The organism is Arthrobacter monumenti (assembly GCF_054511255.1).
Genome location: NZ_JBTNCY010000010.1, coordinates 18,796 through 34,112 on the forward strand (window position 1 = coordinate 18,796; position 15,317 = coordinate 34,112).

Consider the following 15,317-nt stretch of genomic DNA (forward strand, 5'->3'; position numbering starts at 1 on the left):
TGTCCGCCGGCTCTGGAAGCCAGCGGACACATTGCTTTGGAGATTGCGTTCAAACCGCTCCTCGGCTTGAACAGTTCAGTTGTTAGCGACCTGCTGCGGTACGATCATCCGATTCCTCGCCGAGCTCCTTCAAGGTGCCAGCGCGGCGGTCGGCCAAGTACTGCTTCATTTCCTTCTTGATGACCGGCAGCAGCAGGTAGACACCAAGGAGGTTGACGAAGCCGCAGACAAACAGTGCTGCATCCGAGAACGCCAGGACTTGCCCGAAGGTCAGCACGGTTCCAATGACGGTGAACATCAGGAAGACGACCTTGTAAATTACTTCCGAGACGTTGCTACGCCCAAACAGGAACTCCCAGGCCTTCAGCCCGTAGTAGGACCAGGTGATCAGGGTGGAGAAGGCGAACAGCGCTACGGCGATGGCCAGCACAATCGGGAACCAAGGCAGAACCGTTTCGAAGGCGTCGGATGTGAGGATCACGCCATCCGGCGTTCCCTCGCCAGCCTGTACCTGATCGATACCGGCTTGGAAGCTCGGGGCCCCGGCGATGATGATGGCGAGGGCCGTCATCGTACAAATAACCACGGTGTCGATCAGCGGCTCGAACAGTGCGACGAAACCCTCACTGACCGGACGACGGGTCTTTACCGCAGAGTGCGCAATCGGGGCCGAGCCCAGACCTGCCTCATTCGAGAACGCCGCACGCGTGAATCCGGTGATCATCACACCGATAACACCACCGGCGATGCCCTCTGCCACAAACGCACCCTCGATGATGGAAGCGAACGCTTCCGGCACCTGGCCAAAGTTGCGGAAGATCACGATCAAACAGGCAATCACGTAGACGATGCCCATCGCGGGAACCAACCGGCTCGTAGTGGCACCAATGGACTTGATACCACCAAGGATGACTGCCGCGACGAGGCCGGCCAGGATCAGACCGAAGATCAGGGCGGCGCCATCGCTGCCCATGAATCCGTCTGCTCCACCGGTCACATTGCGGATCTGCGCGAAGGTCTGGTTGGCCTGGAACATGTTGCCGCCCGCAACGCCGAAGATCAGGATGGCGACCGCGAAGATGCCGGTCATGATCTTCGCCGGGACTTTGCCGATCTTGCCGTAGGCGACCATCAGGTACTTGAACGGCCCGCCGGAAACGGTGCCGTCCGGATGTACTTCGCGGTATTTCACACCGAGGGTACACTCGGCGAACTTGGTGCACATACCCAGAAGACCGGCGAGGATCATCCAGAATGTGGCGCCTGGACCACCGATGGCCATAGCGGCACCGACACCGGCGATATTGCCGAGACCGACAGTTCCGGACAGGGCCGAGGTTAGAGCTTGAAAGTGCGGCACTTCTCCGGGGTCGCTGGGAGTGGAGTAGTGTCCGCGGACGACCTCTGCGGAAACCTTGAGGCCACGGAATTGGATAAAGCCTAAATAGATAGTGAAGATGATGCCGGCGGCGATCAGCCACGCGACGACGAACGGGAATTCAAAGCCGCCGATCGAGATGGGGAAAAATACAATCTTCCCAAACCAGAACGCCACAGGCTCGAAAACTGTGTTGATTGATTCTTCAATAGATGTAAGCCACTCGGACTGGGCGAGGGGTGCGATTACGTTTGTTGCCATGGTTCAATAACCAATCGTAAATTGTGACGAATCTCAAACTGAGTGAGTCGATTCTCTCACAATGAGATCAGATTGTGATTGATACCACACATCTCAAATTGGTCAATTTGGCAACCCATTCCGCCGCTTGCCAGCCGTCCTTCGTAACGGTTCAAACATACCGCGATGGCGCCAACGCTGGGAAATGAGGCACTCCGGCAACCATTTCAACCGAAGTGAAGAACGCGTTGCCGAGTTCGGGGGTTCCTGCACGGTTATAACAATTTTGCAACAGACCGGGGATGCCTAATTTTCAAAGACATCGGGGACTCCGTCACGGTCCGCATCGACGCGTTCCTTCGCCTCGACCTTCCGGTACTGCCGGTTCCTTGCACGAAGAACCATGGCTGCCAACAGGGCCGCCAGTAGGGATCCGGTTAGAATGGCCACTTTGGCATAGTCGTCCTGAACCGTTCCGGACCCAAATGCGAGCTCACTGATCAACAGTGAAACAGTGAATCCAACACCTGCAAGAATCGCTACACCGGATATATCGACCCACGATAAATCCGGATCAAGGGTCGCTTTGGTCAACTTGATAACGAGCAGCGTGGCGAGCAGGATTCCGACCGGCTTTCCGACAACCAGCGCGACAACGATTCCCACGGCCACAGGATCGGTCAGCGCTTCAACGAGTCCTGCAATGCCTCCAATGGCGACACCAGCTGAGAAGAAGGCGAACAGAGGGACGGCTACCCCAGCCGAAATTGGACGAAAGCGGTGTTCAAACGTCTCCGCGAGACCGGGACCAGCTTCCGGCCCTCCACCCTGGCGGCTGCGCATCACCGGAACGGCGAAGCCCAGCAAGACTCCGGCAACAGTGGCGTGGACTCCCGAAGCATGGACCAATACCCAAACCAGCACGGCCAGAGGCAGCAGGATGAACCACGCTCCCGACGTCTTCGCGCCGAAGAACTGAGCGTGCTTATGCGCCAGCAGGCCGTATACCCCCAGCGGAATAACCGCCAGCATGAGTGGCGTGAAGCTGATGTCGCTGGAGTAGAAGAAAGCAATGATTGCGATGGCGAGCAGGTCGTCCACGACTGCGAGCGTGAGCAGGAAAATCCGCAGGGCGCTGGGCAGGTGGGACCCAATGACGGCGAGCACGGCAACTGCAAACGCAATATCGGTAGCCGTTGGAATTGCCCAACCCTGCAACGCGTCACGGCCGCCGCCCAGGTTGATTGCCACGTAGATGGCTGCCGGCACAACCACTCCCCCGACGGCCGCAGCGACCGGCACGATGGCCCGCTCGAATTTCCGAAGATCTCCTGCTACGAATTCGCGCTTGAGCTCAAGTCCGGCGAGGAAGAAAAAGATCGCCAGCAAGCCGTCCGCTGCCCACGCGCCCAGGCTCAGTTTCAGATGCCACGGCTCGTAGCCGATCTCGAAGTCCCGCAAAGCGAAGTATGATTCTGAAGCTGGCGAATTGGCCAGGACAAGTGCGACGACGGTCGCGACCAGTAGTAGAACGCCTCCGACGGTTTCTTTTCGCAGAATCGCCGATAGTCGCAGATGCTCAGGGTAAGTGCTCCGGCGGAAAGCACGAGGTGGGGAAGTTGATGGCGTTGGGAAGCGGTCATTCATGGGAGTATCCTCAGGTTTGGCGCGGCAATAATCGCGCCGACCAGACTTCCCGGCTCTCCACTTTCCACCTTACAGGAGTGCGCAGTTTCGGCTCGCTGGATTGATCTGCGGGCAGTCCGGGTCTTCCAGGCTGTAAGCTGGATTGCGCACCGGCGCTGCTGGTGGATTTCTGCGTGAGTAGCTCAGCTGGATAGAGCATCCCTCTCCTAAAGGGAAGGTCGCGGGTTCGAATCCCGCCTCGCGCACTTGTCGAGCTGAACCAGGCGTTACATGGATTGTTCGGAGGACCTTAAGACGGATAGTGGCGTTGCTGACCTCAAAGCGTTCCTGCTTGGCACTTGGCGGATCGAGCGCCGGTTGCTTGACCGCGCGTCCGGCAACTGCGGAACATTTACCGGCACCGCGGTCTTTCACAACGACGGTGCCGGCGGCTTGACCCATGACGAAGCAGGCACGCTGGTCTGGCCTGGTCAGGCAGCGGCGCCAACCACCCGCCGTTTGATTTTGAGACCGACAGGTTCTCCTTCCGCCCTGGACGTATTCTTCGACGATGGCCGTCCGTTCCACCGGCTGGACCTAGCCACCGGAACGGACCACCCTGCTCACCCTTGCTCCCCCGATATCTACCGCGGCTCCTTCCTGGTAGCGGACGCCGACTCATGGAGTTACGCATGGAGCGTGACCGGGCCTGCCAAGGATCTGTTGCTGACCAGCGATCTCCGACGCGACGTGGACCCGAAGCAAACGGGAGCGGAATAAACGCTGTCCAGGTTGTGGTTCCTCCCCCGTAGGCAACTTCCTATGGACCAATCTGAAGGGAATGCATGATGAAGATTGCAATTGTCGGCGGCCACGGAAAGATCGCCATGTCCCTGACCCGCCAGCTCGCGGACCGCGGCGATGAAGTCCTCAGTATTTTCCGCAACCCGGACCACACCTCCGACGTCATTGCGGCCGGAGGAACGCCACTGGTCTTTGACCTGGAACAGTCGGACGCAGACAACCTGGCCAAAAACCTGGACGGTTTCGACGCCGTCGTCTTCGCGGCCGGCGGAGGACCAAACTCCGGCGTTGAACGCAAGCAGACCGTGGACCGGGACGGTTCAGTGCTGTCGGCCAAAGCAGCCGAACTTGCCGGCGTCGACCGCTTTGTACAAATATCCGCAATCAGCGTCGATGAGCCGGTGGGCGACGATGCGAACGAGCAGTGGACGGCATACGTCAAGGCCAAGAAGGACGCCGATGACAGCCTCAAGTCCACCTCGCTGCAGTGGACGATCCTCCGTCCGGGCGGCCTGACCGATGATCCCGGCACCGGAAAGGTCCAGCTGGCGGAAAAGCTTGAGCGCGGACAGATCCCCCGCGAGGACGTTGCGGCCACTGTCATCGCGGTGCTGGACCAGCCCGGATCGCAGGGCCACGTGTGGGAACTTGTCGGAGGCGAAACCCCCGTCGCTGACGCCGTCCGCGCAGGTATTTAGACCTCGGCTTCGGCTTTCTCGGTGGCAGCGACATCGGCCTCGGCCTTGTCCGTCTCCGCCTTGTCCACCGCAAACTGCGTCCGGTACAGCTCGGCGTAGCGCCCATCGGCTGCCAGCAGCTGCGAATGTGTACCGCGCTCGATGATCTGCCCGGCCTCCACCACCAGGATCGCGTCTGCGGCCCGGATGGTGGAGAGCCGGTGGGCGATGACGACGGCTGTACGTCCGGCAAGTGCCTCGGCGAGTGCTGCCTGCACCGCTGCTTCGGAGGTGGAATCGAGCGCGGCGGTGGCTTCATCGAGGATCACGACGCGGGGTTGGGCGAGCAACAGCCGGGCGATGGTCATCCGCTGGCGTTCACCGCCCGAGAGCCGGTATCCGCGCTCCCCGACCACGGTATCGAGCCCGTCCGGCATGGATCGGATAACAGGTTCCAGCCGGGCCCGTTCGATCACGCTCCAGACCTGCTCATCGGTGGCGTCGGGGGCGGCAAGTGTGAGGTTGGCACGGATGGTGTCATGGAACAGGTGCCCATCCTGGGTAACCATCCCGAGCGTGTTCCGCAGCGATTCGAATGTCACGTCCCGCAGGTCCGTGCCCGCCATCCGGACAGCGCCGCCGTCGACGTCGTAAAGCCGCGCCAGCAGGTTGGCGATAGTCGACTTACCGGCGCCGGAAGACCCGACCAGGGCCACCGTCTGGCCGGGTTCGACCCGGAAATTGATCCCATGCAGGACCTCTTCGCCGCCGCGGGTGTCCAATACGGCCACCTCCTCCAATGAGGCGAGCGATACTTTCTCCGCCGAGGGGTAGGCGAAGGTGACGTCGTCGAACTCCACTGCCACGGGTCCGGCCGGAACCTCGACGGCGTCGTCCTTCTCTTTGATCAGCGGGTCGAGGTCAAGGACCTCGAAGACGCGCTCGAAGCTGACCAGCGCGCTCATGACCTCGACCCGGGCGCTGGCCAATGCAGTCAACGGCGCGTAAAGGCGGGTCAGCAGCAGAGCCAACGCGACGACGTCGCCGGCGTTGAGCTGACCGATGATGGCGTAGAAACCGCCGAGACCGTAGACCAAGGCGAGCGCCAGCGCTGAGACCAGTGTCAGCGCCGTGACGAAGGTGAATTGCACCATGGCCGTCTTGACGCCGATATCCTGCACGCGGCGGGCGCGGGTTTCGAACTCTGCTGATTCCTCGTGCGGCCGGCCGAAGAGTTTGATCAGGGTGGCTCCGGGTGCCGAGAACCGCTCGGTCATCTGGGTGCCCATCGCCGCATTGTGGTTGGCAGATTCGCGCTGCAGGGCCGCGAGCCGCTTGCCCATGCGGCGTGCGGGGATGACGAAGACCGGAAGCATGATCAGCGCCAGCAGCGTCACCTGCCAGGACAGTCCCAGCATGACGACGAAGGTCAGCACCAGCGCCACGATATTGCTCACGACGCCGGACAGGGTTCCGCTGAAGGCACGCTGGGCGCCGATGACGTCATTGTTCAGGCGGCTGACCAGAGCCCCGGTGCGCGTCCGTGTGAAGAACGCGATTGGCATTTTCAGCACATGGTCGAAGACGGCGGTGCGCAGGTCCAGGATCAGGGCTTCGCCGATCCGCGAGGAGAGCCACCGGCTGAGGAGCCCGAGACCGGCGTCGGCGATGGCGATCAACGCGATCAGCACCGCAAGCCGGACGACGGTTTCCACCGATTCGGAACTGGTGATCGCATTGACTACCTGACCGGCGAGCAGCGGCGTGGCGACGGCCAAAACCGCGGTGACGACCGAAAGTATCAGGAACCACACCAGCTTCTTCCGGTGCGGAGCGGCAAAACCCATGATCCGCTTCAGCGTGGCCTTATTGAATGGCTTTGCGTCCTTCTTGGCATGGGTGATGCTGTAAAGCGAATGCCATGCCGCCCCTTCCATGCTCATCTGCACGGACCTCCATACCTTGTTATCGCCGCCCGGCAATCTGCGCCGGCGGGTGCCTGCGCCGGAAAGGCGCTGCTAAGAGCCTAAAGCCACAACAGCAGCGGAGGTCATTCCATTCCGGACAGCCACAGACCTGATGCTCACGGAATGGGGTGCGTCATCCGGTGTTGTTCGTCCCGGTGCCGAGTTCCTTATTGACCGCGGGCAGGATCTCGGTTCCCAGCAGCTCGATCGACTCGAGGACCTGCGCCTGCGGCACGGAAGAGAAGTCCAGTTGGAAGATCTGCCGGTCATGTTGCATGAATTCGTGCGTGCGGAGGATCTTTTCCGTGATCTGCTCCGCATTGCCGACAAACAGGGCGCCGCGTTCCGAGGCCTGCATATCGAAGGACTGGCGGCTCGGCGCCGGGAAGCCACGCTCGGCTGAGATCCGGCTCATCGAATCCATCCAGTGCGGGAAGTAGGTTTCGTGCGCCTTCCCGCGCAGAATCAGCCCAACTGAACTGACGCCAACCTTGAGGCTGCCGGCGTCGTGCCCGTTTTCTGTGGCGGTGCGGCGGTAGAGCTGTTGGTGTTGGGCGAAGCTGTTGATGGCGCCGCCGAGCATCGCGTAGATCACCGGCTTGCCCAGAACCGCCGCCCGGACCGTCGACTCGGGAGTTCCGCCGGTGGCGATCCAGATATCGAGGTGCTCCTGCACCGGCCGGGGCAGGATGCGCGCATTCTCCAGCGCCGGGCGGAACTTGCCGTTCCAAGTGATGTACTCGTTTTCGTCCAATTCGAGCAGGAGTTGGATTTTCTCGTTGTAAAGCTCGTCATAGTCGGAAAGATTGGCGCCGAACAGCGGGTAGGACTCGATGAAGGAACCCCGGCCCGCGGTCAGCTCCGCCCGGCCGCCGGAGAGCAGGTCCAGTGTGGCGAACTGCTGGTAGACGCGGACCGGATCCTCGGTGCTCAGCACGGTGACAGCGCTGCCGATGCGGATATTCCTGGTCTGCGCGGCGGCCGCGGCCAACACCATCGCCGGCGCGGAAACGGCGTAATCGGGCCGGTGGTGCTCGCCGATCCCGAAGTACTGCAGCCCGACCTCATCGGCGAGTCTGGCGCGTTCCAGCAGATCCGCCATCCGCTGCTGAGGCGATGTCCTCTCCCCAGTGAGTGGATTTGGGTGGATGTCGCCAAAGCTGAAGATTCCGAGTTCCATACTGGCCGCAACTACCCGCGAATCGCTTCTATTTCCGGCCCAGCAAGACGGCCTCGTACGACGTCGTCTGTTTCCACAGCGCCTCGGCGACGGCGGCCACCGCGGGCTGGCGCAGTGAGTCCGCCCGCAGCACCATCCAATAGGGCAGCTCCTCCTTGAAGTCGTCGGGCAGGAGCCTGACCAGATCCGGGTGCCGGTCGGCCATGAAGCAGGGCAGGAACCCCACTCCGGCGCCGGCCCGGGTGGCCTCCACGTGGACGAACACGTTGGTGGACGTCAGCGAGTCCCGCATCGAGGGCACCAGCCGGCGCGGTGCGTCCAGGTCGTCCACCTGAAGCATCGAGTCGACGAAGTAGACCAGCGGGTGCTCCTTCAGCTCCTCCGGCGTCGAAGGCGTTCCATGCTCTGCCAGATAGCTGCGGGAGGCATACATTCCCAGCATGTAAGGACCCAGGCGGATGGCTTCCGCCCGGTGGACTTGCGGCTCCCCCACCACGACCTCGATATCGAGCCCGGACCGCTGCTGGAGAGCCCGCCTGGTGACCGTTTCGATCTCCACACTGAGTCCCGGATGCTGCCGGCGCAGAGACGCAACGGCCGGCGCCGCGATGTAGGCGCTGAAACCGTCCGTGGCGGACATCCGGACCACTCCCGTAAGACGGTCTGCCTCTTCGTCGCTGCCGTTCAACCGGCCGACGGCCAGTTCGACGTTTTCGGCGGCCAGAACCGCCCGCCGGCCGAGTTCGGTCAACTCCCAGCCGCCCGACGCGCGGGAGAGAACCCGCGCACCCAGATTCTTCTCCAGTGCCGCGATCCGGCGCGAAACGGTGGTGTGGTTCAGACCAAGGTCTTCGGCCGCGGCGGTAAACCGTCCGGACCGGGAAACGGCGAGGAGAACCAGCAGGTCATCAGGATTCGGCGGCGTGCGTTGCGGCGGCGTGCGCTTCGGGAGCGGTACGTTCATTCTGCAATTCTGCACCCCATGGTGATGCTCTCCGTAGATCGGCGGCTCTTCCGGGCATTCGACAACCTGCCAGACACGATTCGACGTCGATTACCGGCGCTTCCGAGAATGTTCTACGATGTGTAGAAGTTACTGTTTCTACGACCTGTAGAAGACTTAGGAACTCGCGTCGGACACCGCATTTCCCCGTCCGGCTCTTCGGTTGTGAGGACGGCTGATGGAAGCTCTGGAACTGGCCCGCTGGCAATTTGGTATCACCACGGTGTACCACTTTCTGATGGTGCCGCTGACGATCGGCCTTGGCCTGGTCGTCGCCGTCATGCAGACCATGTGGGTCCGCACCGGCAAGGCGCAATATCTGCGGATGACGAAGTTCTGGGGCAAGCTCTTCCTGATCAACTTCATCATGGGCGTAGCCACCGGCCTGGTCCAGGAGTTCCAGTTCGGCATGGCGTGGAGCGAATACTCGCGCTTCGTCGGTGATGTCTTCGGAGCCCCGCTGGCGATGGAGTCCCTGCTGGCGTTCTTCGTGGAGTCGACGTTCCTCGGCCTGTGGATATTCGGCTGGGACCGGCTACCCAAAAAGCTCCACCTCGCAACAATCTGGTCTGCGGCGCTGGCCTCCATCATGTCCGCGTATTTCATCCTCGCCGCGAACTCGTGGATGCAGCACCCGGTCGGCGTGGAAATGGTCGACGGCCGTCCGGTCTTGAACGACATCTGGGCTGTCCTGACCAACAGCACCCTCCTCGTCGCCTTCCCGCACACCATATTCGGTGCCTTCTCCGTGGCGGGCGGCTTCCTGCTCGGCATCAGCTGGTACCACCTGTGGAAGCGCCGCAAGGACGGCATCGACGTGGTGGACGACGGCGGCAAGGTACTCGTCGGGGACGTCAAGGCCACCGGACGCGACGCCGCCGACCATCACGTCTGGCTCCGTTCGCTGCGGATAGGTGCCGTCGTCGCCGTCGTATCCTTTGCCGGTGTCGCCGTCACAGGCGATCTGCAAGCGAAGCTCATGTTCGAGCAGCAGCCGATGAAAATGGCCGCCGCGGAGGCCGCCTGCCACGATGGAACCGGCTTCTCCGTCCTGTCGGTGGGCAATCTCGGTTCGCAGAACTGTGACGACATTGTCGCCGTCGTCGAGATCCCCGGCATGCTCTCCTTCATGGCCAACGGCGACTTCGACACCGAGATCCAGGGCGTGAATTCGCTACTGCCCGAGTACCAGGAGAAGTTCGGCACGCACCTTCCGAACAACCCGATCTACGGCGAGCGCGCGGGGACGAAAATCGATTACGTCCCGGTCATGGAGGTCACGTACTGGGGCTTCCGCATCATGATCGGGTTCGGAGCCATCGCCGCCGCCGCTGCCGCCGCAGCCCTGTATGTCACGCGCAAGGGAACCGTGCCGCAGTCGAAGTGGCTGATGCGCCTGGCCGTATTCGGGATCCTCGCACCCTTCGGCGCCAACTCGGCCGGCTGGATCTTCACCGAGATGGGCCGCCAACCTTTCGTCGTCGCCCCGAATCCGGACCCGAACGGTATCGACAACGTCTTCATGTTCACGGCGGCGGCCGTCTCGCCCGGCGTATCCGCGGGCGAGCTGCTGACCTCGCTGATCGCCTTCACCACTGTCTACGGCGTCCTGCTGGTTGTGGAGGTCAAGATGCTCTTCACCTACGTCCGCGGCGGCGTCCCCTCTGCCATGCCGGAACTGCTCGCCGACGCAAAGCACCCGCCCGACGGCGGCGACGGCACCGGCGGCGATGGCTCCGGCGACCACGGCAAGGACAAAGACGATGTGCTCGCCTTCGCCTACTGACCCGGCCACGTCGAGAACGGACCTCCTCGCCGACGACGGTGGTTGGCGCCACCGTTTTCGACGCGCAGGACCGTCTTCGGCGTTTCCGCCTGCCCCCTGCTCTTCACCATTGCCGAATCTACTGGAGAACTGAGATGGAATTCCTGCCAACCCTCTGGTTTGTCATCATCGCCTACCTGTGGACCGGCTACCTCCTGCTGGAGGGCTTCGACCTGGGCGTCGGGATGCTGATGAAGCTGTTCGCCCGGAACAATAGCGAACGCCGCGTGCTGCTGAACACGGTCGGTCCGGTCTGGGACGGGAACGAGGTTTGGCTGATCACTGCCGGCGCCGCCACCTTCGCGGCCTTCCCGCTCTGGTACGCCTCGCTGTTCTCCACCCTGTACCTGCCGCTGCTGGCCGTGCTGATCGGGCTCATTTTCCGCGCCGTCGCGTTCGAGTACCGGGGCAAAGTCGATTCGGCCGCCTGGCGGAACCGCTGGGACTGGGCGATCGCCCTCGGTTCGTTCGTGTCGTCCTTCGGCGTAGGTGCCGCCTTGGCGCTGACCACCACCGGTCTGCCGATTAACGCGAACGGCGACCGCGAGGGCGGCCCCTTCTCCTGGTTCAGCGGCTACGCCCTGCTGGGCGGCTTCGGCGTCGTCCTCTTCTGCCTGGTCCACGCCGCGGCCTTCCTGGTCCTGAAGACCGACGGCGATATCCGCGTCCGTGCCCGCCGGTTATTGCTGAGGTGGATGCCGGTGGGGCTGTTGCCGATGGCGGCGTGGGCGATCGTGGTCCATCTCGACGGCGGCAAGGTCGCCACCTGGCTGACTCTCGGCGTCGCGGTGGCCGGCGCGGTTTTCGCCTGGCGGATGGCGTCGCGGCAGCGGGACGGTTTGAGCTTCACCGGTATGGCGGTTTTCCTTGCCGGCGGCACCGCGACCATCTTCACCGCCGCCTTCCCCGTCGTCCTGCCCTCGACCATCAGCAGCGCGTTCGATCTCACGGTCACCAACGCGTCGTCGTCGGACTATACGTTAACGGTGATGAGCGTGGTCGGGCTGATCGGGCTGCCGGCGGTGCTCGTCTACCAGGGCTGGACCTACTGGGTGTTCCGCCGCCGGGTCAGCAGCGGCAGCATTCCGCAGGCGCACTCGGTGACCGCACAATGAAACCCGTCCTGACGGTCAGCGCCACCAGCCGGCGCGCGCTTTACCTGCTTGGCCTGCTAGCCGCCCTCAAGGCCGCCGGTCTGGTCCTGATCGCCCAGGCCGTCGCCACCGGAATCGCGTCGCTGGCCGCGGGTGCGGTCGATTGGACCGGACTCCTCGCCGAAGGCATCCTCGGGGCCATCATCCGCTCGGTCGCCGTCTGGGGCCAGGAATCCACCGCGCAACGGGCCGCCGCCGGGGTGAAGGAAGAGCTCCGCTCCGCGTTGACCACCAGGGTGATGGACGACGGCGGCAGGGCGGCTGGATTGGGCACCGGCGCCTTGAGTGTGCTGCTCACCCGGGGACTGGATGGGCTGGATAACTACTACACCAAGTACCTTCCGGCGCTGGTCACGTGTGCGGTTGTTCCGCTGCTGATCGGTGCGCGTATCTTGTTCGCCGACTGGATCAGCGCCGTCGTCGTCGTGCTGACCGTGCCGCTGGTGCCGGTGTTCATGGTCCTGATTGGGCTGCACACACAGGACAAGGTCCGGGAGGCGTCGTCGTCACTGGACCGTCTCTCCGACCACCTGCTCGAGCTCGCACGCGGGCTGCCGGTGCTGGTGGGGCTTGGCCGTGCCGGCGCGCAGACCAGGGCACTGCGCGACGTAGCCGACCAATACCGCTCCCGCACGATGGAGACGCTCAAGGTCGCGTTCCTGTCCTCGCTGGCGCTGGAGCTGATTGCGACTATCTCCGTTGCGGTGGTGGCGGTGTTCATTGGCATTCGGCTCCTGCACGGGGATATGAGCCTGGAATTTGGCCTGCTCGCGCTGATTCTCGCGCCGGAATGCTACCAACCGCTCCGCGACCTCGGTGCCGCGCACCATGCCAGCGAGGATGGACTGGACGCGCTGGAACGAACCCGGCAGGTAACGGAGGCGCCGCCTGTCCGGCGGCTGGTTCCGGACGGTTCAGGCGGGCATCAGCGGGGCCGTGACCTGACGGTTCGTGGATTGTCCATCGGGTATGAAGGCCGGGACGGCAATGTGGTCGAGAACCTGGACTTCACGGTGCCATCAGGTTCGATCACAGCATTGTCCGGCCCCAGCGGCAGCGGCAAAACGTCCGTTCTGGAGGTATTGGCCGGACTGCGGGGTGACGGTCCTGGCTCCCGGGTCTCCGGCACCATCACTGGAGCGGACCGCGGCTCGATCGCCTGGATCCCCCAGCATCCTGTGCTGACCGCTGCCACTGTCGCCGAAGAGATTGGACTCTACTCAGGCCTGGCGGATGACCAGGAACGACGAGACGCCGCCGTCCGAGCCCTCGACAAACTCCACTCGGCGGCCCTGCTCGACACTCCGACCGGCGAACTCAGTCCGGGTGAGTTGCGGCGCGTGGCTGTGGCGAGGGCGCTGGCCCGGCTGGAGAACACTGATGCTGACCTGTTATTGGCGGACGAGCCGACGGCACACCTGGATGATCCCAGTGCCCGCGCCATCGAGTCCGCGCTGGCGGCGTTGCGTGGCCGGGTCACGATGGTGTTCATCGCGCACAATCCGGAGACCGCTGCGCTCGCAGACCAAGTGATTCCGGTGGGGGTGTGGACCGAATCAACCACGAGCGCCGCAGAGCACACCGTGCAGTCCCGCAAGCTCGGCTACGACGGGACCGCCGCCGTCGGACCCTCGTCGACGTTGCCGGAAACGCCGGATCCGGCCCCAGCGCCCGCCGCGAAGCAACCCGTGCTGCGGAATCTGGCAATGCTGCGGCCCTGGAGCCGGCAATTCGTCGCCGCCCTGCTGTTCGGCACCGGGGCTGCCCTGTTCGCCGTGGCGCTGACCGCACTGTCCGGCTGGTTGATCGTACGAGCCAGCGAACAGCCGCCCATCCTGTATCTTCTGACCGCAATTGTGGGAGTCCGTTTCTTCGGGATCGGCCGCTCGGTACTGCGCTACTGCGAGCGCCTGCGCCTGCACGACGCGGTTTTCCAGAGCACGAACGCCCTGCGGCTCCGGCTGTGGAACGGACTGCTCGAGCGCCCGGCGGCCTGGCGGAAGCTGGCCCGCGGCGGTGGTGTACTGGAGAAGCTCGTGGGCGATGTCGATGAGCTCCGCGATCTGGCCCCGCGGGCGGTATTCACCCCGTTGGTCGGATTGGCGACGGCGGCCGTCTCGTGCGTCGTTACCGCTGTCTGGTTGCCAGCCGGGCTGCCGTGGCAACTGTTGCTGTCCGCCGTCTGCCTGTTCGCCGCGCCGGCGCTGGCTCTCGCCGCCGACCGTGCCGCCCGCCGTGCCGCAGTTGAGGTGAAGGCGAGCATGTTGAACGCTTCGTCCCGGATGCTGGCCGCAGCGGAAGATCTGACCGCCAACGCTGTGGCGGACACCGTGCGCGACGACGCCGGGAAGCTCGACTCCGATCTCACGGCAAGGCTGCAGCGCAGCGCCTGGGCACAAGGTCTGGCGAACGCGCTAACCGCCCTGGCCTGTTCCCTGAGCGCCTTGGCCATGCTTGGCGCCGCGGACGACGTTCCCGCCGGGGTCGCCGCCGTCGTCGTTCTGATGCAGCTGGCGCTGATAGAACCGTTCGCTGCAGTCAACACCGCCGCACAGCAACTCGCAGCCTGGCGCGCCGTAGGCGAACGTGTGCTGCCCGAACTCGGATCCGCCCGGGTGCCGTCCGATAACGCCCCACGCAACGTCTGCGCGTTTCGGGCCTCGGACAAGGTCCTGGAACTCCGCGACGCCGGCTACAGCTATCCCGGACAGAAGTCACCGGTTTTCTCGTCCCTGTCACTCGAGGTGGGGCGTGGCCGGTGGTTGGCGGTGACAGGTCCTTCCGGGAGTGGAAAATCGACCCTGCTCGGCGTGCTGCTCGGATTCCTGCCGCTCGACCGTGGAAGCTATCTGACGGCGAACGTCTCCGCAGACTCAGCCGTTTCAGCAGGCACCATCCCGCGCGTCGCGTGGTGCCCCCAGGAGGCGCACCTGTTCAACTCGAGCATCCGGGCCAATCTCGTCCTTGCCCGCAGTGCAGGCGATCCTCCCTCGGAGGCGGAGATCCATTCCGCTCTGGACAGCGTCGGCTTAGGCGGCTTCGTCCGCGGCCTGCCGGACGGGACCGCTACCTCGATCGGACCGGGCGGCGCCTGGCTGTCCGGTGGTCAAAGGCAGCGCCTGGCCGTGGCGCGCGCCCTGTTGACCGAGGCCGACGTCGTACTCCTTGACGAACCGACGGCGCATCTGGACCGCGGATCCGCTCGGCAGCTCATGACCGATCTGCGCCGCGGCCTGGCCGGGAAGTCCGTCGTGATGGTGACGCACAGTCCTGAGGACGCGGCGGTCTGTGACGACTTGCTCGAACTGAAACTCGACAGTGCGGCAACCTCCAACAGGGAACTGCAGTTCCAAACGGTCTAGATCGCTTCCATTTGGGACATTTCGACATGCGCGCGCAGGGTTAAATGTCCCAACTCGAAGCATTCTCGAATCCCCGAGAGGATGGGCCCGCGCGAGAGGTG

The 15,317-nt window shown here is 63.7% G+C and carries 10 protein-coding genes and 1 tRNA gene; 6 read left to right on the forward strand and 5 right to left on the reverse strand.

Annotation, left to right across the window (positions count from 1 at the left end; genetic code table 11):
- Window positions 1-82: 82 nt before the first annotated feature.
- Both ACX80B_RS15170 and nhaA read right to left on the reverse strand, forming a co-directional pair.
- A complete protein-coding gene (locus tag ACX80B_RS15170) occupies window positions 83-1,639 on the reverse strand; it encodes an alanine/glycine:cation symporter family protein (RefSeq protein WP_459297639.1) in 1,557 nt (518 codons plus the stop codon).
- A 285-nt stretch (window positions 1,640-1,924) separates the two neighbouring features.
- Window positions 1,925-3,265: a Na+/H+ antiporter NhaA gene (gene nhaA / locus ACX80B_RS15175; RefSeq protein ID WP_459297641.1), complete on the reverse strand. Its 1,341-nt coding sequence runs from the start codon at window positions 3,263-3,265 to the stop codon at window positions 1,925-1,927.
- A gap of 171 nt (window positions 3,266-3,436) precedes the next feature.
- Between nhaA and ACX80B_RS15180 the strand changes: the two genes are divergently transcribed.
- The 3 genes from ACX80B_RS15180 (at window position 3,437) to ACX80B_RS15190 (ending at window position 4,746) form a co-directional block, all read left to right on the forward strand.
- Window positions 3,437-3,510 (forward strand) — tRNA-Arg (locus ACX80B_RS15180).
- Window positions 3,511-3,535: 25 nt separating this feature from the next.
- Window positions 3,536-4,024: a DUF6314 family protein gene (locus ACX80B_RS15185; RefSeq protein ID WP_459297643.1), complete on the forward strand. Its 489-nt coding sequence runs from the start codon at window positions 3,536-3,538 to the stop codon at window positions 4,022-4,024.
- Between the two features lie 65 nt (window positions 4,025-4,089).
- Window positions 4,090-4,746 carry an SDR family oxidoreductase gene (locus tag ACX80B_RS15190; RefSeq protein ID WP_459297645.1) on the forward strand — a complete coding sequence of 219 codons (657 nt, stop codon included), beginning with the start codon at window positions 4,090-4,092 and terminating at the stop codon, window positions 4,744-4,746.
- Here the strand turns inward: ACX80B_RS15190 and ACX80B_RS15195 are convergent.
- From ACX80B_RS15195 to ACX80B_RS15205, 3 genes are all read right to left on the reverse strand, one after another.
- Window positions 4,743-6,668, reverse strand: coding sequence for an ABC transporter ATP-binding protein (locus tag ACX80B_RS15195; protein WP_459297647.1), 1,926 nt, complete (start codon window positions 6,666-6,668; stop codon window positions 4,743-4,745). The two genes, ACX80B_RS15190 and ACX80B_RS15195, sit on opposite strands and share 4 nt — an antisense overlap.
- A 157-nt stretch (window positions 6,669-6,825) precedes the next feature.
- A complete protein-coding gene (locus tag ACX80B_RS15200; protein WP_459297649.1) occupies window positions 6,826-7,872 on the reverse strand; it encodes an LLM class flavin-dependent oxidoreductase in 1,047 nt (348 codons plus the stop codon).
- Window positions 7,873-7,900: 28 nt separating this feature from the next.
- A complete protein-coding gene (locus ACX80B_RS15205) occupies window positions 7,901-8,836 on the reverse strand; it encodes a LysR family transcriptional regulator (RefSeq protein ID WP_459297651.1) in 936 nt (311 codons plus the stop codon).
- A 217-nt stretch (window positions 8,837-9,053) separates the two neighbouring features.
- Between ACX80B_RS15205 and ACX80B_RS15210 the strand changes: the two genes are divergently transcribed.
- The 3 genes from ACX80B_RS15210 to cydD all read left to right on the forward strand — a co-directional run bounded on the left by ACX80B_RS15210 (window position 9,054) and on the right by cydD (window position 15,216).
- Entirely contained in the window at window positions 9,054-10,661 is a 1,608-nt protein-coding gene (locus ACX80B_RS15210) for a cytochrome ubiquinol oxidase subunit I (protein WP_459297653.1), read from the forward strand.
- Between the two features lie 134 nt (window positions 10,662-10,795).
- Window positions 10,796-11,815: a cytochrome d ubiquinol oxidase subunit II gene (gene cydB / locus ACX80B_RS15215; protein ID WP_459297655.1), complete on the forward strand. Its 1,020-nt coding sequence runs from the start codon at window positions 10,796-10,798 to the stop codon at window positions 11,813-11,815.
- Window positions 11,812-15,216 carry a thiol reductant ABC exporter subunit CydD gene (gene cydD, locus ACX80B_RS15220; protein ID WP_459297657.1) on the forward strand — a complete coding sequence of 1,135 codons (3,405 nt, stop codon included), beginning with the start codon at window positions 11,812-11,814 and terminating at the stop codon, window positions 15,214-15,216. The genes cydB and cydD overlap by 4 nt, the downstream gene beginning before the upstream one ends.
- The last annotated feature ends 101 nt before the right edge of the window (window positions 15,217-15,317 follow it).